The 18,740-nt window shown below is 44.8% G+C and carries 17 protein-coding genes and 1 pseudogene; 15 read left to right on the plus strand and 3 right to left on the minus strand.

Translation table 11 applies throughout. From position 1 onward, the window contains the following. Positions 1-19 precede the first annotated feature (19 nt). Together yycI and MKX35_RS03570 are read left to right on the plus strand one after the other, a co-directional pair. Entirely contained in the window at positions 20-760 is a 741-nt protein-coding gene (gene yycI, locus MKX35_RS03565; RefSeq protein ID WP_042193029.1) for a two-component system regulatory protein YycI, read from the plus strand. Positions 761-774: 14 nt separating this feature from the next. Next, positions 775-1,584 (plus strand): MBL fold metallo-hydrolase, encoded by an 810-nt coding sequence (locus MKX35_RS03570; RefSeq protein WP_076298101.1) that lies wholly within the window; start codon positions 775-777, stop codon positions 1,582-1,584. Here the strand turns inward: MKX35_RS03570 and MKX35_RS03575 are convergent. Then, a complete protein-coding gene (locus tag MKX35_RS03575) occupies positions 1,550-1,759 on the minus strand; it encodes a hypothetical protein (protein WP_042193027.1) in 210 nt (69 codons plus the stop codon). The genes MKX35_RS03570 and MKX35_RS03575 overlap by 35 nt on opposite strands. A 376-nt stretch (positions 1,760-2,135) precedes the next feature. Here MKX35_RS03575 and MKX35_RS03580 point away from each other — a divergent pair, with 376 nt between their 5' ends. The 8 genes from MKX35_RS03580 to MKX35_RS03615 all read left to right on the plus strand — a co-directional run bounded on the left by MKX35_RS03580 (position 2,136) and on the right by MKX35_RS03615 (position 10,865). After that, positions 2,136-3,380, plus strand: a complete 1,245-nt coding sequence (locus MKX35_RS03580; protein WP_042193026.1) for a S1C family serine protease — start codon at positions 2,136-2,138, stop codon at positions 3,378-3,380. A 419-nt stretch (positions 3,381-3,799) separates the two neighbouring features. Beyond that, positions 3,800-4,000 (plus strand): cold-shock protein, encoded by a 201-nt coding sequence (locus MKX35_RS03585; RefSeq protein WP_019914582.1) that lies wholly within the window; start codon positions 3,800-3,802, stop codon positions 3,998-4,000. 92 nt (positions 4,001-4,092) lie between these two features. Beyond that, positions 4,093-4,323 (plus strand): cold-shock protein, encoded by a 231-nt coding sequence (locus MKX35_RS03590; RefSeq protein WP_042131698.1) that lies wholly within the window; start codon positions 4,093-4,095, stop codon positions 4,321-4,323. 223 nt (positions 4,324-4,546) lie between these two features. Next, complete coding sequence (locus tag MKX35_RS03595; RefSeq protein WP_076298100.1) at positions 4,547-5,941, plus strand: cytochrome ubiquinol oxidase subunit I; 1,395 nt, start codon at positions 4,547-4,549, stop codon at positions 5,939-5,941. Then, on the plus strand, positions 5,938-6,954 hold the full coding sequence (gene cydB, locus MKX35_RS03600) for a cytochrome d ubiquinol oxidase subunit II (RefSeq protein ID WP_076285053.1): 1,017 nt from the start codon (positions 5,938-5,940) through the stop codon (positions 6,952-6,954). The genes MKX35_RS03595 and cydB overlap by 4 nt, the downstream gene beginning before the upstream one ends. Continuing rightward, positions 6,954-8,720: a thiol reductant ABC exporter subunit CydD gene (cydD, locus tag MKX35_RS03605; protein WP_076298099.1), complete on the plus strand. Its 1,767-nt coding sequence runs from the start codon at positions 6,954-6,956 to the stop codon at positions 8,718-8,720. Before cydB ends, cydD begins: the two co-directional genes overlap by 1 nt. After that, on the plus strand, positions 8,717-10,468 hold the full coding sequence (cydC, locus tag MKX35_RS03610) for a thiol reductant ABC exporter subunit CydC (RefSeq protein ID WP_076298098.1): 1,752 nt from the start codon (positions 8,717-8,719) through the stop codon (positions 10,466-10,468). The genes cydD and cydC overlap by 4 nt, the downstream gene beginning before the upstream one ends. A 229-nt stretch (positions 10,469-10,697) precedes the next feature. Further along, complete coding sequence (locus MKX35_RS03615) at positions 10,698-10,865, plus strand: CxxH/CxxC protein (protein WP_076120603.1); 168 nt, start codon at positions 10,698-10,700, stop codon at positions 10,863-10,865. 99 nt (positions 10,866-10,964) lie between these two features. On the opposite strand, the gene MKX35_RS03620 is transcribed toward MKX35_RS03615, so the two are convergent. Next, complete coding sequence (locus tag MKX35_RS03620; protein WP_076298097.1) at positions 10,965-12,377, minus strand: MFS transporter; 1,413 nt, start codon at positions 12,375-12,377, stop codon at positions 10,965-10,967. Positions 12,378-12,516: 139 nt separating this feature from the next. On the opposite strand from MKX35_RS03620, the gene MKX35_RS03625 reads away from it, so the two are divergent. The 3 genes and pseudogenes from MKX35_RS03625 to MKX35_RS03635 form a co-directional block, all read left to right on the plus strand. Further along, positions 12,517-12,867, plus strand: coding sequence for an ArsR/SmtB family transcription factor (locus MKX35_RS03625; protein ID WP_060626266.1), 351 nt, complete (start codon positions 12,517-12,519; stop codon positions 12,865-12,867). Positions 12,868-12,998: 131 nt separating this feature from the next. Beyond that, a complete protein-coding gene (gene rlmH, locus MKX35_RS03630) occupies positions 12,999-13,478 on the plus strand; it encodes a 23S rRNA (pseudouridine(1915)-N(3))-methyltransferase RlmH (protein ID WP_042131690.1) in 480 nt (159 codons plus the stop codon). 79 nt (positions 13,479-13,557) lie between these two features. Next, positions 13,558-14,112, plus strand: a pseudogene (locus MKX35_RS03635) (response regulator); the annotation flags it as partial. A gap of 128 nt (positions 14,113-14,240) precedes the next feature. Here MKX35_RS03635 and MKX35_RS03640 read toward each other — a convergent pair. Further along, positions 14,241-16,229 (minus strand): serine hydrolase, encoded by a 1,989-nt coding sequence (locus MKX35_RS03640; RefSeq protein ID WP_076298096.1) that lies wholly within the window; start codon positions 16,227-16,229, stop codon positions 14,241-14,243. 258 nt (positions 16,230-16,487) lie between these two features. Between MKX35_RS03640 and MKX35_RS03645 the strand changes: the two genes are divergently transcribed. Both MKX35_RS03645 and MKX35_RS03650 read left to right on the plus strand, forming a co-directional pair. Continuing rightward, positions 16,488-17,051: a DedA family protein gene (locus MKX35_RS03645; protein WP_076285084.1), complete on the plus strand. Its 564-nt coding sequence runs from the start codon at positions 16,488-16,490 to the stop codon at positions 17,049-17,051. Between the two features lie 29 nt (positions 17,052-17,080). Continuing rightward, positions 17,081-18,412 (plus strand): methyl-accepting chemotaxis protein, encoded by a 1,332-nt coding sequence (locus tag MKX35_RS03650; protein ID WP_076298095.1) that lies wholly within the window; start codon positions 17,081-17,083, stop codon positions 18,410-18,412. Positions 18,413-18,740: the final 328 nt, after the last annotated feature.

Raw genomic sequence — 18,740 nt, forward strand, 5'->3', positions numbered from 1 at the left:
ACATTTAGGAGGTAAGGGTATGGATTGGGGAAGAGCCAAAAATGTACTAATTTGCGCCTTTTTAGGTCTAAATCTGCTGCTATGTTATCAGCTGTGGATTGATTTGCGCGATCAGGTTAGTGCCAATCTCGATTTCACTTCCCTGTCCGAAGAAACCCAGGCGGTCATGGAGCAGAAAGGGATTCGTGTGTTGTGTCCCATTCCGGCTTCTACCCCGCAGCTTCCTAATATAACTTATCGATATTCTGCTGAAGAGCAGAATGAACCACCCATTAAATTAGATGTTCCTATAGACAGCAAGCTGATCTATTCTTCCTTCACTGACCTTAGCAAGGCGCTTGAGAGTCAAATACCGGATATCGCAAATTATCGTTTTGATTCTCAAGAAAGTGAAGTTGGGAAGTTCGTGCTTCACCCGCTAGTTCAGAATCAGTGGTCGCTATTCCGAGTTAGGTTAGAGTTGATTAATAGTGATCAGAAGATTGTAGCTTTCCGCTCACCTAAGATTGAGATAGGGGCAAGCAGTAGCGATAAGGAACAGAAGGTACTGCCGGCATCGCAAGCGCTTAGCAGTTTGATTGAAAAATATTTTCCGGCAGACTCTGTAGTAAAGGAGATTGAGCTTGGTTATTATGGTGAGTTGTTCAACTCCGAAAGTCAGGTAGCGTCGCCAATGTGGCGGTTCATGCTGGAGAACGGCAATGCCTATTATGTGGATGCTATAAGTGCGGACATCATCAGTCCGAAGACAACAGATTAGAAGGAGTAAGGAAAATGGGGATTTCATTTACAGTACTGTCCAGTGGTTCTACCGGAAATGTAACGGTGGTTCGGAACGGGGAGACAACACTTATGATTGACGCGGGACTAAGTGCCAAGCGGATCGATGAGCTGTTGGCCATGCGCGAGCTAACGGGTAATGATATAGACGGGATTCTAGTCACACACGAGCATTCCGATCATATTAAAGGACTCGGGGCAATGGCCCGTAAATACGATCTTCCGATTTATGCGAACACCAATACCTGGAGAGCCATTGAAAAAGGCATTGGAAAAATACCCGACTATAACCGAATCATTATGGAGTCGGGACAGCATAGGGATTTTGGTAGTCTGCGTGTAGAATCGTTTGCAATTTCTCATGATGCGGCGGAGCCGGTGGGTTACAATTTTTATGATGGAAAAGAAAAACTGTGTGTAGCTACAGACCTGGGGTATGTTAGCGACAAGGTAAGAGATGCAATTTCAGAGGCCGACGTATTGGTGCTGGAGGCGAATCATGATATTGAAATGCTGAGGATGGGACGTTATCCGTGGAATACGAAACGACGCATACTTGGCGACATGGGTCACCTTTCTAATGAAGCAGCGGGAGCAGCACTAAGTGAAATTCTCACAGGACGGACTAAACGTACCTATTTAGCGCATTTAAGTCGAGATCATAATATGATGGATTTGGCTAAAATGTCGGTACGTTGCGCAATGGAGGATCGGGGCTGTTTCTTTAAAGATAGTGAGTTTAAGCTTTGCGATACGTATTATGACCAACCTACGCCATGGGATAAGTTGAGCCAGTTGTCATAAGCTGATCAAGCTCAGCAGTCTTTCGTTCTAATTCTTGGCGGGAGATCAGGCCTTTATCGATCATCAATTCGATCATAGCACTGAAGGCAAGGGTCATATGGTAGTGTTCATCCTTCAAATCGCCAAGCTTACCGATAAACTCCACCAGATCCATACTTGTGGAAAAAGAATTCATAATTTTATACCTCCTTATGTAGTAAAAGCGGAACTGGAGTTGTAAAAAATTCGCAGGCTTTTTACCTCAGGAAAATCACGAATTGAGGGTTGCCTGTGATACAATTATAGACGTGATAAGCAAACTCTAAATTTATGGAACCTTTCTATTAGTGTAGTCTTTTAAGTTGCAAAATATTCCTAGTAGAGAAGATATATTGAAAGATTCTAAAATTCTTTCGATTAACTGAAACTATTGTGTGGTTAATGGATAAAGTGAAACTTTTTAGTGATTGTTGGAGTCTAAAGGATGCAGAGGTATATGCTTGGAACGTGATTGCTAGAGGTTCAGGTTTTAGATACTGTGAACGGTTGGCAATAGAAGGGGGAGATTTTCGGTGGGATTGTTTGATGACGATTTCTATTCAACTAAAGTATCACGGTCCAGAGGGGATGAAGCATCAAAGGGATCATTTGCTAACCGCAAGCATTCTGTGCGAAGATCGCGCAAGGGCTTATCCACTTGGCAAATATCCGCCGTCTGCTCCTTAATCAGTGCTGTGGTGGCAGTGTTTTTATTCAGTATGCTTACTGGACAAATGAGTCACGAAACTGCCCCGAAGTCGGTAGTAACAACTGGGGAGGTTGCCCCAAGCAGAGATCCGTTTGACCGTATCATTCAAGCCGCTGCTACGGTTCGTCCTGCAGTAGTAAGTATTATCAATCATAAAGAAGATAATAAAGAATTGAACATTCTGGATGAGTCAGCATTAGGCTCTGGAGTGATTTATAAAAAGGTAGATAATAAAGCATTTATCATTACTAATAACCATGTCATCGAAGACTCTAGCAATCTTGAAGTCGTAACAGTAGATGGCGAGACACGTAAAGCTACACTTGTTGGAACGGATAAAGTGAGTGACATCGCGGTGCTTTCGATTGATGCCAAGGGTATCAATACAATCGCAGAGCTCGGGGATTCCTCGAAGCTTCGTCTAGGTGAAACGGTCATTGCCATCGGAAACCCGTTGGGACTTGGTGACACATTGACTTCAGGAATTGTCAGCTATACTGAACGGAAGGTTCCCGTATCCTTGAATCAGGACGGCGTATATGATTGGGAGCAAGAGGTCATTCAGACCGATGCAGCAATTAATGAAGGCAATAGCGGCGGGGCGCTTGTGGATCTGGATGGTAAAGTCATCGGTATTAACACGATGAAAATCTCCGATGCAGGTGTAGAAGGGCTGGGTTTTGCTATTCCAGCTAACCATGTGATAGATACCGCTAATGAACTGGCTGAGAAAGGGCGGATTGCCCGTTCCTACTTAGGCGTATATTCGGTAGATTTAAACAATCCTTACATTCCTCTCGCAGAGGACCAACGCAAGGAACTGAACCTACCGAACAATGTTAAGGATGGGGTTGTCGTTCTGGATGCTGTTGGACCTGCACAAGAAGCGGGAATACAGTTCAATGATGTAATTACGAAATTTAATGATGAACCGATTACATCCACGCTTTCCCTTCGCAAGTATTTATATAATCAGACGAAGATTGGTGAGGATCTGAAGATTACCTATTATCGAAATGGGAAAGTCAATCAGACTACAGTAAAACTTCTTGAAAAACCAGAGGAATAATATGCTGGAAGTCGGCATATAATGATATAGCAGTAATGACAAGTAGAGCGGACTACCCCTTCGGTTGAGAAGGTAGAGCTTCCTGAAATAGCGATACTCTGTATCGCTATCGGGGATCTATTTCTTCTAAATTTTTGATAAATATGGCAATTATAAGCTGATTTAATCAATTTTGGGCTGACTGGCAACCCTTACATTGGAAGGTAATACTTATTAGGGTAGAAACGGATATATACGGATGCCAGCTTGCCTTTGCTAATCAGGTGTGGTAATATGATATCAATCATACATTTAGTCCCTAATTTTCGCATTGAAAAGGGCTGTTATATTCGGTAATACAACCTTTTTCAATGTGTGAATTTTTTCTTTGTTTGAAGATAAAAAGAACATATTAATTTAAATTTGTGGAGGTAACACACATGCAAACAGGTACAGTTAAATGGTTCAACGCAGAAAAAGGATTCGGATTTATCGAAGTTGAAGGCGGAAGCGACGTATTCGTTCACTTCAGCGCAATCACTGGCGACGGCTTCAAAACTTTGGACGAAGGCCAACGCGTTGAATTCAACGTTGTTCAAGGCAACCGTGGACCACAAGCCGAAAACGTTGTAAAACTGTAATAATAGAAGAAACCGTCCCAGCTTGTGAAAGTTGGGACGGTCTTTTTATATCTAGTTAGTCACTATTGACTTACAGGATGGGAGGAACGGCAATGAACTACCGGAAGAAACCTTTGGAAGAAATACCGGAAGAAAATACCGCGATTTGGGCGTGTACCAATGATGGATGCAACGGATGGATGAGGGATAATTTCGCATTTGAACATGCGCCTTCTTGCCGTCTATGTGACTCTCCAATGGTTCGCAGCACGAAGATGCTACCACAATTGCTTAATTCGAATGGCGATCTCAAATCGCTGAAGAAGGGTATTTCCATTACCTAACCAATGCCTTTATGAGTCAAGCTTGTTATAGAGCAGTGAACAACTTCAAGACGGTCAAACCGTCTTATTTTTTTTGCTTTTTTTAAGGTAAATTGTGATTTTTGTCACAAATCATTTGAATTTCACCGTTAAAAGTACCCCTTTGTGTGACATTTATCACAAAATGACGTCTAAATTTTTGACACAATATAATTAACGAAAAGGGGAGAAGGAAGGGAAAAATATGGATACAGTAATGCTGTCGCGTATACAATTTGCGTCGACGACAATATTCCACTATTTCTTTGTACCGGTATCAATCGGACTAGCGCTCTTGATTGCGATCATGGAGACCATGTACGTTAGAAAAGGCAATGAAGAGTACAAAAGAATGGCACAGTTCTGGGGAAAGCTGTTTCTCATCAACTTTGCAGTAGGGGTAGTTACAGGTATTTTGCAGGAATTTCAGTTCGGGATGAACTGGTCTGATTATTCACGTTTTGTGGGTGATGTCTTCGGGGCTCCGCTTGCAGTTGAAGCATTGGCAGCCTTTTTTCTGGAGTCTACTTTTATTGGGATCTGGATATTCGGCTGGGACAAAGTGTCCAAAAGAGTGCACTTGTTATCCATCTGGCTGGTAGCATTCGGTACGATGTTATCCGCTTTTTGGATTCTGGCAGCGAACTCCTTTATGCAGCATCCTGTGGGCTTTGCGATAAATAATGGACGGGCAGAAATGAATGATTTCTTCGCGCTCATTACGAACGGACAATTGCTGGTTGAATTCCCGCACACGGTTCTTGCTGCGTATGCAACAGGCGCCTTCCTCGTAACGGGTATTAGTGCGTATAAGATATTGAAGAAACAAGATGTATCTTTCTTTAAGAAATCTTTTCAAATTGCAGCAATCGTAGGTATCATTTCTTCTATTGGTGTAGCCGTGGCAGGCCATGCGCAAGCACAGTATTTGGTTGAGACTCAACCTATGAAGATGGCGGCTTCCGAAGGACTGTGGGGTAAGAGTGGTGACCCGGCGCCTTGGACCGTATGGGCAAATATTGATCCTGAGAAGCAAGAAAGTACTGGAGAATTTCAAATTCCGTATATGCTGAGCTTCCTTTCATACAGTAAATTTTCCGGTGAAGTTAAAGGTATGCTTGAGCTGCAAGCTGAGTATGAGCAAACCTATGGCCCCGGCGACTATATCCCGCCTGTACGTACGACATTCTGGAGTTTCCGGATCATGGTTCTAGCAGGAACATTGATGATTGTACTGGGTATGTACGCAATGTATTTAATGTGGCGCAAAAAGATGGACCGTCCAAATACTTGGTTTATGCGGTTTATGTTATGGGGAATATTGCTTCCTCCAATCGCGAATACAGCGGGTTGGGTCATGACCGAATTCGGGCGTCAGCCATGGACGGTATTCGGACTGATGACAACGGAAGACAGTGTGTCGCCTAATATTACGAGTGGTCAGGTTCTATTCTCTGTTATTTCTTTTACAGCGATTTACGCCATTCTCGGATTAGTTCTAATTGGTTTGTTTATGAAAGTGATTAAAAAAGGTCCTTATGCGATGGATAACGATCACGGGGATTCGCATGATCCATATAACGAGGAGGGCGCCCAATGATGTCTCTTAATGAATTGTGGTTTGTGCTCATTGCAGTTCTGTTTATAGGGTTCTTCTTCCTGGAGGGTTTCGATTTCGGCGTAGGGATGGAAACACAAATTCTCGCTAAGAATGATACAGAGCGCCGGATTCTGATTAACTCGATCGGACCCTTCTGGGACGGAAATGAGGTATGGCTAATCACAGCCGCGGGTGCAATGTTTGCGGCTTTCCCTGAGTGGTATGCAACATTATTTAGTGGATTTTACATTCCCTTTGTCTTTGCTTTATTAGCTTTGATTGCACGTGGTGTTGCTTTTGAATTTAGAGGTAAACGGGATTCCGTAGCTTGGAAAAAAACTTGGGATGTGTGTATCTTTTTCGGCAGCTTCCTCCCACCGTTCCTCCTAGCTGTGGTGTTCGCCAGCTTCATCAAAGGTTTGCCGATTGATGGGGATATGCAAATGTACGCAAGTTTTACAGATATCGTAAATGTGTATACCGTAGTAGCTGGTGTGACTGTTGTCCTTCTTTGTTTGGTACATGGTCTCATGTTCACAACGTTGCGTACAGTGGGAGATCTACAGGCTCGCGCTCGAAAAATGGCGCAAAGATTGCTTTTGCCACTTGGGGCTTTATTGCTTGCTTTCGTGGTAATGACTTATTATATGACTGATATTTTCGAACAACGTGGTTTAGTTCTTATGATTATAGTAGCGCTGGGAATTATCGCGTTTATATTATCGGGTTATTTCATGACGAAGAAGAAGGATGGCTATGCTTTTGGTATGACAGGAGCGGTAATAGCATTGTCCGTAACTTCTATCTTTGTAGGATTGTTCCCACGTGTTATGATTAGTTCAATCGATCAAGCCTTTAATTTGACAATCACCAATGCGGCCTCGGGACATTACTCTTTAAAGGTAATGACGATTGTGGCACTGACCATCCTTCCATTCGTATTGGGATATCAAATTTGGAGTTACTTTGTCTTTCATAAACGCGTTCACGAGAAGGAGCATCTTGAATACTAATGGATAAAAATTTGCTTGGGTATAAAGGAGTTAAGCCGGTATTTCTGATCGTTGGCCTCCTTACCCTGGTGCAAAGCATGTCCATACTTCTGCTGGCCAAATGGCTGGCAGAAGTCATCTCTGCGCTATTTGCAGGAGAACCTCTGAAGGAACAATGGGCTACTTCGCTATTGTTCCTTCTTGCATTTCTAGTGCGCCATGCTTGCGCCATGCTGATGAGCCGTATCTCTTACCGCTTTGCGGAAGCAACAGGCAGCAACATGCGGAGGGAAATGATGGATAAGCTCTTCCAGCTTGGACCCAGAATGGTGGGCGGGCGTGGAACCGGGGATCTTGTCACACTTGTGCTGGAAGGCGTAACAAAGTTCCGCACATATTTAGAAGCGATTATCCCTAGAATGGTAGGGATGTCAATTACACCGATTTTGGTGCTTATTTATATCTACAAGATGGATACCGCGAGTGGGATAATTCTAACGATCACTATGCCGATTATTATTGTTTTTATGATCTTGATCGGGATGACGGCTCGCAAGCAGATGGACCGTCAGCTGAAATCTTATCGTACCTTATCTAATCATTTCGTAGACTCCCTCCGTGGGCTAGAAACGCTGAAATTTCTGGGCCGCAGTCGTAGTCATAGCACGAGTATTGCCACCGTCAGCGATCGGTATCGCTCGGCGACGATGCGTACACTGCGAGTAGCCTTTTTGTCTTCGTTCGCGCTGGACTTCTTTACGATGTTATCCGTTGCTTCCGTCGCGGTAAGTCTCGGCCTGCGTCTGGTCAACGATCAGATGACACTGGTTACGGGCTTAACCATTCTGATCTTGGCACCGGAATATTTTTTGCCTGTACGATTGGTAGGTTCGGATTTCCATGCTACTCTCGATGGTAAGGAAGCCGCTGAGGCAATGAAAAGCATTATAGATCAGGATGAAGTGAAAGCTGAAGTAGTAGGTTCTAATGGTGACCAAGCATTGAGATCAGCATCGAAAACACCAGAAGAGATATTCACTTGGCATAAAAATAGCATACTTACATTAAATGATGTCAGTGTGAAATACGAGGAAGCTGGTCTTTCTTCGCTGGAAGCGGTGAACCTGCAATTTAAAGGAGCAAGCAAAATTGGGATTATCGGAGAGAGTGGGGCCGGTAAATCTACACTAGTCGATATCTTGGGTGGTTTCTTACACCCTACTTCAGGAAGTATCACAGTAAACGGTACAACGGTTAGCGCATTAACGGATGAGGCTTGGCGAAAGCAGACCTCGTATATCCCGCAGCGCCCTTATATTTTTAGTGGTACATTGGCTGATAATATTCGCTTCTATTACCCTGAAGCTTCTATGGAAGCTGTGGCTGCAGCTGTGAAAGCTACTGGATTATCAGAGCTGGCGGCAACCCTTCCGAATGGCTTGGATGAGATGATCGGCGGGGGAGGTCGTTCGTTCAGTGGCGGGCAGGAGCAGCGGGTTGCGCTGGCTCGAGCTTTACTCAGCAGTCGTCCGATTATGTTATTAGATGAGCCAACGGCACATCTGGATATTGAGACGGAATATGAGCTGAAGGAGACGATGGTGCCTCTTTTTGAAGGAAAGCTGGTCTTTCTGGCTACACATCGCCTGCACTGGATGCTTGATATGGACATTATTGTAGTAATGAAACAAGGAAAAGTGGCAGAAATCGGTACCCATCAGGAATTGCTTGCCCGCAAGGGTGCGTATTATGAGTTGATTGGGTCGCAATTGGAGGGAATCCATTGAAACGTGAAGGATGGTTTGCTCCGTATGTATCGTCGTATTTTTGGCGTTTTTTGCTTATTATCGTGCTTGGGGCGTTGACGATTTTTACAGCCTCATCATTAATGTATACTTCAGGATTTCTGATCTCAAAAGCGTCTACACCCGTCGAAAATATTCTAATGATTTATGTACCGATTGTAGGTGTGCGTACGTTCGGAACGAGTCGGGCTGTCATTCATTATGTAGAACGTTTAGTTGGGCATGACACGATTTTGCGAATTCTATCTAAGATGCGTGTGCGTCTGTACAATATTTTGGAGCCACAGGCTTTGTTCCTGTCGTCACGCTTCCGCACTGGGGATATTCTCGGGATGCTTGCGGATGACATTGAATATTTGCAAAATGTATATCTGCGCACCGTTTTTCCAAGCATTATTGCTTTGCTGATTTATGGAGCAGCTGTGATTGCACTGGGTACTTTTGATATCGCCTTTGCGCTATTGATGGCTCTGTATATATTGGTGTTAGTAGTGGTGTTGCCGTTCTTATCTCTATTGTTCACACAGAAGCGCCAACGTGAAGTGAAAGTAGAGCGTAATCGTCTCTATCAAAAGCTGACTGACGCCGTACTTGGTATGGGTGACTGGGTCATTAGTGGACGACAAAGCCAGTTCGTAGACACTTATGAAGCAGATGAGAGAAAAGTAGCCAAAACCGATGCAGCGCTGCGTAGCTGGGCACGTATTCGTACGTTCATTGGGCAAGCGGTAATTGGGATTGGCGTGCTTTCTATGCTGTATTGGGCCGCTGGAGAGTTTGCAGATGGTGCTATTGCGGGTACATTGATTGCGGCGTTCGTACTGGTTGTTTTTCCTGTAGCAGATGCCTTTCTGCCGGTGTCTGAAGCAGTGGAGAAAATTCCGCAATACCGTAACTCCTTAGAGCGATTGTCTGGTGTAAATGGAACTGAGCAGAACATCGTCTCTGAAAAAGCAACTGTAGTCGATGCTCTACCTCAGGCCATGAAGAGTGCTCACATCAAGCTCGAAAATGTAGGTTACCACTATGGTTCAGAGGCTAACTGGTCGGTTCGCGATCTCAGCCTCGATATTCCACAAGGTAAAAAGATTGCGATCATCGGCCGAAGTGGTGCGGGTAAATCGACGTTATTAAAGGCTATTCAAGGTGTTATTGAACCTTCTGACGGCTCGGCTACGATTAATGGAATCGCTGCAGATGCCTATGGCGAGCATATTCCTTCTATTATAGCGGTGCTTAATCAGAGTCCACATTTATTCGACACTACAGTAGCTAACAATATTCGTATGGGTGATCCGAAGGCTTCCGAACAAGCCATTAAAGAAGCTGGCGCCTTAGCCAAAATGGATACGTTGATCTCCTCGTTGCCAGATGGATATGATACCTTTGTCCGTGAAGCAGGGCAACGATTCTCTGGTGGAGAGCGTCAGCGGATAGCGTTAGCTCGTATTTTGCTGCAAAATACACCTGTTGTCATACTCGACGAACCGACTGTAGGGTTGGACCCGCGGACGGAACGTGATCTTTTGAAGACAATGTTCGAAGCCATGAAGGGTAAGTCACTAATTTGGGTAACGCATCATTTGGTCGGTGCGGAGCAGATGGATGAAGTGATTTTTATGGAAAATGGCTCAGTAGAAATGCGTGGAACCCATGCGGAGCTGATGAAAAAAGAACCACGTTACCGCAGATTGTATGAGCTGGATCGTCCGGTGGAGTTTCTAGGGTAGGATGGAGAGTTTAAAATAATATTTATAGATAATAGAGAGAGAGAAGTGATGAGATTCCTTTTGCCCTTCGGGGTGGGAGGAATCTTTTTTTGGTGAAGGGCAAGAATATAGACAATGGATGAACAGATCGCTGGAATGGATAGATAGGAGTTCCATTTTCGTGGGAAGTATGGTAGAACAATAGAAGGAGTATTAGGCCGTAGCGGCACAGAAAGGGATGCTTGGTTGAATGTATGTAGTATGTAAAGAACATGTAGAATTAGCTATTGATTTGTTTGTGGACGAGTATGAAGATGCACCAGATGTAGTGGATTTGAAGGAAACGGAATTCTCTGACTGGGACCCGCCGGCAAAGTGCACCCAATGTGAGAAGAACGCTGAATATTTGGTGGTCTAAAGGACCTTTAAGACTTATAAAAAAACACCTTGCAGTCCCGGAAATGGGCCGTAAGGTGTTTTTGCGTGGAATAATTATAGGTGCATTGGAGGATTAATCTTATGCATCTGCTGCATCTGCCATATTGGTCAGGGAGCTACCTCGGTTGTTCTTGCGGTAGACAATGGCTGAGATGATGGCAAGCATTGCTGCAATAGAGAGTCCCCAGTAGATGTTTGAGTAAGCGGCCCGGAGCGGCAGCCCACGCTGCCATTCCAATGCACTTGCGGCCATAGCTACGCTGAAGGCACCACTAAAGAATTGCAGTAGCTGGAACAGTCCCATCCCCGAGCCGATTTGTGAGGAAGGCAGAATCCGTGAGATTTCATTGGATACACTACTGGACAATGTCGTGAAGGCAAGACTCATAATCATATAGATAAGCATAACGGCAATCCAGGACCGCCCAGCGAAAAATGCGAACAGGACAGTAGCAGTCAACACAAGCAGTGGAGCGAAACGCAATATCCCCGCATTGCCATAACGGTCGATGATTCGTCCGACGGAGCGGGAAACGAAAATGGCGAGCAGCGAGCCCGGAAAGATCACAAGCCCGGCATGACTTGCACTGAAGCCAAAGCGATGAGTCAAAATCTGTGGCAGCAGGAACAAGGTGGCGAAGCTGCACAGATAGGAGGCGATTCCGACCACCGCCAGTACGAGATATGAGCGGTTACGGAAAAGCGCGGGCATTACAAATGGGTCGGGCGTGCTGCGGATGCGGCCAACAAATAAAGCGATGGCGACAAGTCCGGCGACCAAGGCCACCCACAGCCCACTAGTCAGGAACAGCAGCAGACCGGTGGTGCCGACGCCCAAGAGCAGCCCACCAAGCACATCAAAGGAGCCTCGGGTGGGTACCTCTTTAGGCAACAGGATAAGGAACAACGGCACGAGAAGCAAAATAGCTGCCGTTACAGCGAACAACCAGATCCAGCCGAGATATTCGACGATGGCTCCGCCCGCGACCGGACCAAGGCCTAGGCCGAGTGAAACGGCTGACATAATCGTCGCCATCGCTTTACCGCGACGGGCTTGCGGGACATAGCGGGTAAACAGAACAAGAGATAAGGACATTACTGCGCCCGCGCCCGACGCCTGTAGAATGCGCACGATAAGCAGAAAGATAAAGTTGGTGCTGAAGAAGCCGGCCACAGCCGCAAAGCCTAGCGTCAACAAGCCTATCACCAGCAGGCGGCGGATCGGCAGAAAATCAGAGAGCCGGCTGTACGTGATTGAGGCAATCGAAAACATAATGGAATACCCGGTAACTATCCAAGAAGCAGATGCAGCTGTAATGCCGAAGGCTTCGGTTACATCAGGCAGTGCCAGATTGAACATGGCTGTATTCATAATGACGAGAACCACAGCGATGCTGAACAGCAGAGTCAGCAGGCCTTCCCGTGGAAGAGTCGCTTCCGGAGCGGAGGCTTCATGATCCGCATTCGCGGAAAGGTTATTTACAGAAGTCATGTGCGAAGCACTCCTTTTTATTGTTTAATAGTTCGATTACTTACGAACAATTGAAATATAGCATGCGTTGATATAAAATGCAATTAGGAACACCAATATTTTTTTCGCATTAAAAGTAGGACAAAGGGGATAATCATCCATGAAAATATTATTTCATCCGGATCGCAAGGACATTCAGCTTGCTTCCGTATTGTATGCGCTCAGCGATCCAATTCGCCTCCATATCGTATCGGATATTCATAGAAATGGAGAACAGGCTTGCAACGGCTTCAACGTTCCGATCGCCAAATCCACCATGTCTCACCATGCCCGTACGCTGCGCGAGTCAGGGGTTGTGTTTACGCGGGTGCAAGGAACCCAGCGCATACTGTCGTTGCGGACGGAGGATCTTAACGCAAGGTTCCCAGGTTTGCTGGATTCTATATTGAGTGCTTACGAAGCTGGGGAAAAGCCGGATTTTGCGATGGAGGAGCGGGAGGAGAGTAAGTAGGGGATGGATTGTCTGAAGAATAGGACATTTAAGGAATGCGAAAGATTAGGAAGCTACTTACTAAAACTACAAGGGACGCCCAGTGCGCGTCCTTTTGCTATTTCAATAGAGGACTATAACAGGAGGCACTTATGCTTATTCAAATTATTGGCGTAGGAAAATTGAAGGAAAAGTACTTGATCAATGGCATCGCGGAGTATGCTAAACGGCTGACACCGTACCTGAAATTTCAGGTGATTGAGGTGGCAGATGAAAAAGCACCCGACTCTCTAAGCGAAGCAGAGGTCGGTATTGTTAAGGCACGCGAGGGGGAACGCATCCTCGCGCACATAAAGAGCGAGGCGCATGTCATTGCGCTCGCGATTGACGGCAAGCTGTGGAGCTCGGAAGAGCTTGCCGCAGAAATTGACCGGCTCGGCACCTACGGGACGAGCCATGTCGTGTTCGTCATCGGAGGGAGCCATGGGCTCTCCGATGAGGTCATGCGCCGCGCGCAGCAGCGCATGAGCTTCGGGCGCATGACGCTGCCCCATCAGCTCATGCGCCTGGTGCTGGTGGAGCAGATTTATCGCGCGGTGAAGATCAATCGGGGGGAGCCTTATCATAAGTAACGGCGAAAAGCTTTGGACTTGACCGCTCACGGGGCGCAGAAAGTTGGGTTACTTGTGCGAGAAGCTTAAAGTCAAATAGGATGGTGAACAAGCCATTGCGCTCTGCAAGCAAGTTCAACCTCAACTGGTCCTTATGGATTTGGACATGCCGAACATGGATGGGATCACCGCATCTCGTACCATGAAGGAAATGTGGCCCCAGATACGCATTCTGATTCTTACCTCGTTCGAAGATACTAGGCAGGCTCTGGAAGTGTTGCGAAGCGGAGCTGACGGATATTTATTAAAATCCATCAAGCCGGCAGAACTTGCTGAGACGATACGCACGGTTTATCGTGGAGGCACCTTGATCGATCAAGAAATGTCACACAAATTGTTCACACAGCTGGAGGCGGATAAGACCGGGGACGATACGTCACCAACCCAAATGAGAGCCGCCTATGATTTAACGCTACGGGAGATTGAGGTACTGAAGTTCGTGTCGAAAGGTCTACGATATAAAACGATTGCCTCCAAATTGTATTTATCCGATGGTACTGTTAGAAACTATGCATCATCGGCCTACATGAAGTTGGGGGTTCGCAACCGGGAAGATGCGGTGCAAAAAGCACTAGAGGCCGGGCTGCTGGAATAAACCTTATCGCTAGGAATAGAATGCCGTTGGACACGGCAATAACTAAAAACAAGCGGCAGCCATAGGCAGCCGCTTGTTTCTTACTATACAAGCCCTTCAACTTGGCTAGAGTTCATGAATCGAATTAATTAGTGACGGATTGGTAAAATATAATTAAATGCTTGATCCAATAAGGCACTAGCTTCTTGACGTAACAAAAGTTCTTTTGAACGGAAGTTTACGGAGCCATCAGATTTAACCTTCGTATCCGGGTCCATGATCCCTTGGGATACAAGCGCTTTGATGGCTTCAACTGCCCAAGCATCCGTTGTGCCACTCAGTTTAACCTTCGTGCTAGGCTCTACCTGTCTCAGGTTTTGGATCATTACCGCCGCCATTTGTCTAGTGATCGGAGAATTAGGATAAAAATTAGGCAGTCCGGCTTTCATCTGCTTCTTATTGGCTGCAAGCAAGAAAGGCATTTTATGCCACCCCTGGGCACGAAGTAGCACTTCTGAGAATTCAGCTTGAGTCATCGTTCCTTTTGGATCAAAGATATGGGAAGACTTCCCGCTCATGACTTTCAAAGCGTTGAGATTGTTAATATATGATTTATACTTACTATTCGCAGGTACATCAGAGAATGGTGAATCAAGGTTAACTTTTTCTGAAAATGAAGCTAAGTCTGGTAGAGTCGTAGAATACATATATGCAATCTGGCCAGCTGCGTTTTTCTTAAACGTCACTTTATTACCTGATTCATCTTCGAACAATAAAGGGTGGATCATTTTCAGCGTATGCTTGCCCGAAGGTGTTTCCAAAACTAACTTCCCGTTCGAATAAGAAACCTTATTCCTCAAAGCATCCATACGAATGTTTTTATATAATCCGACATACGCTTTGGCTTGCTGCTCACTGATTGCCGAATAGGTTGGCTTTGAAACTTCTGTCTTTCTCGGATAATAGTGATTCATAAACGCTTCATACACGTCAATGCTAAACTGGGCGTTGTCGTCATTGTTGGACAGATAAAAGGCTGCATTTTTCTCAGGCAGAATAACAATCAGGGATGAATGCCCTGTAACATTCCCTCCTTTTAGAATCACATGTTGACCATTCATCTTCTCAGGGAAGTAGGCTTCGAACCCGATTGTTGTAATAGGAATCGTTTTATCAGCAAAAAACTGGTATGTGTGCATTTGCTCTATGCTTTTTTGGCTCACAATTTCGTTGCCATCATAATTTCCTTTGTTCAGATGCATTAAGAGATACTTCGCCATGTCATCTGCAGTTGAGATGATACCACCTTCAGGTTTTTCTGTAGGCATAGTTCCATCCATGGGGATCTTTTCACCGTTCGGTCCATAGTGAGCAGCCATTCTGCCTAATAGTTCAGGCGTAATCCGCACATTCGTTGAGGTCATGCCTAACGGGTTGAAAATGTTTTTCTCCATATACTTCGAATAGGGCATTCCCGAGGCGTTCTCTACCGCATACCCCGCTAGCAAAAACCCAAGATTGTCATAAACGTATGCTTCTCCCGGAGGCCTCACAACCTCTGACATATGTGATTTGAGAAAATCCTTTATTGGATAGTCTTTATTAACGTATTCCGTTGAATAATACGAAGCGATATCGGGAAATTCAAATCCGGTTGAATAGGTAAGCAGATCATACATGGTCAGTTTTTTTCCCGTTTTATTCGGAATCTTCAATCCTCCTAAGTACTTTTGAATGTCGCCTCGCAAATCGATCTTCCCCTTATCGACCATCTGCATAGCAGCCAAGGCCGTGAATTGCTTGGTAACAGAGCCGATCTGGAAAACGGTGTCTTTATCAACGGGAATTTTCTTTTCTTTGTCGGCATAACCGTAACCTTTGCTTAGTAACACTTTCCCATCGCCCACGACCGCAAAATTAGAACCGACGGTGTTATACTTCTTCATCACGTCTGAAAAAACGCTATCTGCAAATGCTTCAAGCTCCTTGGTATCGCGGGGCCCCTCCAAGCTAGGCTGTATAGATGCAATGGGTGTGGCAACTGCTGTGGCAGCTGGCATACCACTAGCTGGTATACACGCGGTCGTTGCGGTAGCGGATAATAGTAGAAATGCGAGGGTACGAATCTTTTTTTTCATGAATGGTGTCTCCTCAAAATGTATTTGCCCTCATAACAACTGGCTAAACCGAGTATGGCAAAAGACTTGTCATATCAACAAGTTTCATTTCGTCACCAATCAACAAGTTTCATTTTGTCGCCCACATGTCAAGACACTTCAAAATGTCATATGACAACTAGGCACTAGGATTTATGACCATAAAAGAATTAAGATTCCCTAAAACGGCCGAATAACCATTTCTTTGCCTAGGGCCATTAGAGACGGAGCGTGATCATCATAGCCTTATTACAGGACATCATTATAGAACACGGGTACATCTCTATTTTCTTCTGTTTGGCGCTTGGTATTATTGGTTTGCCTGTGCCTGATGAAATCTTAATGACGACTGTCGGTTATTTTTCTTCACTTGGACTGCTTTATTTCCCGTTATCTTATTCGGTTAGCGTCTTTGGGGCAATGACTGGAATGCTGTGTAGTTACGCCTTTGGGCGGAAATTCGGCAAGCCGCTGCTGTGGAAGTATGGGAAATGGATCAGGCTCACGACAAAAAGATTGGAGAAAACAGAAAGTTGGTTCGAACATTATGGCCCCTGGGCAATATGTATAGGCTATTATATTCCGGGGTTCCGGCATCTAACTTGTTATCTGGCAGGGATGAGCGCTATGAGCCTCAGGAAATACCTACTCTACTCGGTCGTAGGGGCCCTGTTCTGGTGTGCCTTGTTTATATCCATCGGCTATTTCCTTGGAGCCTCGGTCAATTTCTCCGATGTTCATGCTTCTGTTCTCCGATGTTCTTCTGATGACATTATTCTGAAGGAGGGTAGCCATCATTTCTAACATCTAGATCATTTATTGAGGAGAAATTTATGAAAATTATAGTCACCCTAAAGAAATGGACACTAGAATCCATTAAATTCAAGCTAATTTTCCCCATCGTGCTCGTTCAAATTCTCGGTACGAATATTGGTAAGTTCGTTAACTTCATCTTGGATACCGGTAAGGAGGTTATCGTCAAAGCAGGAATCCAAAACGATTTTATGGAGGGCAACATTGGCTTATACGTATCTTCTATTTTCAGCATACTAATATCGGTTCTAATAATTGTATTCATGTATGATCGACTAATCCTAAGGAGAATTCAATCGGTTGCGAGATTTACAGATAAGCTTGGAGCAGGCGATTTGTCTTCTGAACTATGCTTCAAGGGGAACGATGATATAAGCAAGTTAAGTAAATCTTTAAATACAGGCTCAACAAGTATCAAGAATTTGGTGTTGGAAATTGATAACGCATCGAATAACATACAACAATCTAGTTCGGCAATGTTGGACGCAACACGTAATTCAACAGCGAGTATTGCAAGGATTCAATCGAAGTCACATATTCTTGCGCAAGACGCGACAAATTTGTTAAATGATACACAACGCGCTAAGTTGTCCCTTCTTGAAATGACTAGATCCAATGATGAATTATCACATAAAGTAAAGGCTTCCTTAGAAACATCTAGCGCTATAAAGACAAGAGCGACGCAAATGGAAGTCGAGGCCGTTCATTCCCTTGAGAAGGCTATTCGAACGTATGAAGAGAAGCAGCAGAATCTTCTGAATGCCATTGAGACCGGACGCATCGTGGATGAGATCCATGTTATTTCTGCAAGCATTAAGGAAATTTCTTCACAGACCAACCTATTAGCCTTAAATGCTTCCATTGAGGCAGCGAGAGCCGGTCAACAAGGGAAAGGATTTCAGGTTGTAGCTGAAAGAGTAAAAAAATTGGCCGGCGAATCGACTGAAGCCATATCTCATATTGATGAAATGGTCGTTCAAGTGAAAGATGCATTCCTAAAGCTGGGGAAGAGTTCACAGGACATATTGGACTATATGAACAATGATGTAAAAGCGGATTATGAGCTGCTTATCCAAACTGGTCAACAATACCAGCGAGATACACAAGCGATTCTGTCGCTTTCTGAGGAAGTACATACTTCTACGGAATTAATGGGTTCTGCCGTAACGGATATTAAGGAAGTCATTGAAGGCGTCTCCGAGAGCTCTTCTAGGGCTGCAGGTTACACCAGTGAAATGAAGGAAAGCCTAGGTGAAATGAATGAGGTGATGAGTAAAGCCACTGATTCCATGGAGGGACAAGCCAAAATGTCCGTACAATTAAGGGAATCGATTCAGAGGTTCAATTTGTAGGAAATGCAGCGGGGATAATATAAGATGGATGTTGAATAGATCCCGACGATCAAATTCCTTTATTCGTCAGAAGTTACCTAACTCGTTGTCCAATCTGCATTTTGCAACTTGCCGTTACAGACAGCGAGGCGAACCGTATCATAAATAGAGCGAAATTTTCAAAAATATTATATACGCTTGGGGATTCCAAACGCATATTTCTTATAATATGGCATTAATCAACACCGAGGCGGAGTTTTCGCCTTTAGACATAATGGTAAAACTTATTTGGGCGAAACCAAAAGGGGCAGGAAATAAAAAAACACTAAGAATTAACTTAGTGTTTTTC

The organism is Paenibacillus sp. FSL R5-0923 (assembly GCF_038009145.1).
Taxonomy (GTDB): Bacteria; Bacillota; Bacilli; order Paenibacillales; family Paenibacillaceae; genus Paenibacillus_AQ.

Coding starts and splice junctions, on each gene's coding strand:
- MKX35_RS03650 (WP_076298095.1), top strand. CDS start 17,081: ATGAAAATTATAGTCACCCTAAAGAAATGGACACTAGAATCCATTAAA.
- MKX35_RS03575 (WP_042193027.1), bottom strand. CDS start 1,759: ATGAATTCTTTTTCCACAAGTATGGATCTGGTGGAGTTTATCGGTAAG.
- MKX35_RS03585 (WP_019914582.1), top strand. CDS start 3,800: ATGCAAACAGGTACAGTTAAATGGTTCAACGCAGAAAAAGGATTCGGA.
- MKX35_RS03570 (WP_076298101.1), top strand. CDS start 775: ATGGGGATTTCATTTACAGTACTGTCCAGTGGTTCTACCGGAAATGTA.
- MKX35_RS03620 (WP_076298097.1), bottom strand. CDS start 12,377: ATGACTTCTGTAAATAACCTTTCCGCGAATGCGGATCATGAAGCCTCC.
- MKX35_RS03615 (WP_076120603.1), top strand. CDS start 10,698: ATGTATGTAGTATGTAAAGAACATGTAGAATTAGCTATTGATTTGTTT.
- MKX35_RS03595 (WP_076298100.1), top strand. CDS start 4,547: ATGGATACAGTAATGCTGTCGCGTATACAATTTGCGTCGACGACAATA.
- MKX35_RS03640 (WP_076298096.1), bottom strand. CDS start 16,229: ATGAAAAAAAAGATTCGTACCCTCGCATTTCTACTATTATCCGCTACC.
- MKX35_RS03625 (WP_060626266.1), top strand. CDS start 12,517: ATGAAAATATTATTTCATCCGGATCGCAAGGACATTCAGCTTGCTTCC.
- rlmH (WP_042131690.1), top strand. CDS start 12,999: ATGCTTATTCAAATTATTGGCGTAGGAAAATTGAAGGAAAAGTACTTG.
- cydD (WP_076298099.1), top strand. CDS start 6,954: ATGGATAAAAATTTGCTTGGGTATAAAGGAGTTAAGCCGGTATTTCTG.
- MKX35_RS03590 (WP_042131698.1), top strand. CDS start 4,093: ATGAACTACCGGAAGAAACCTTTGGAAGAAATACCGGAAGAAAATACC.
- cydB (WP_076285053.1), top strand. CDS start 5,938: ATGATGTCTCTTAATGAATTGTGGTTTGTGCTCATTGCAGTTCTGTTT.
- yycI (WP_042193029.1), top strand. CDS start 20: ATGGATTGGGGAAGAGCCAAAAATGTACTAATTTGCGCCTTTTTAGGT.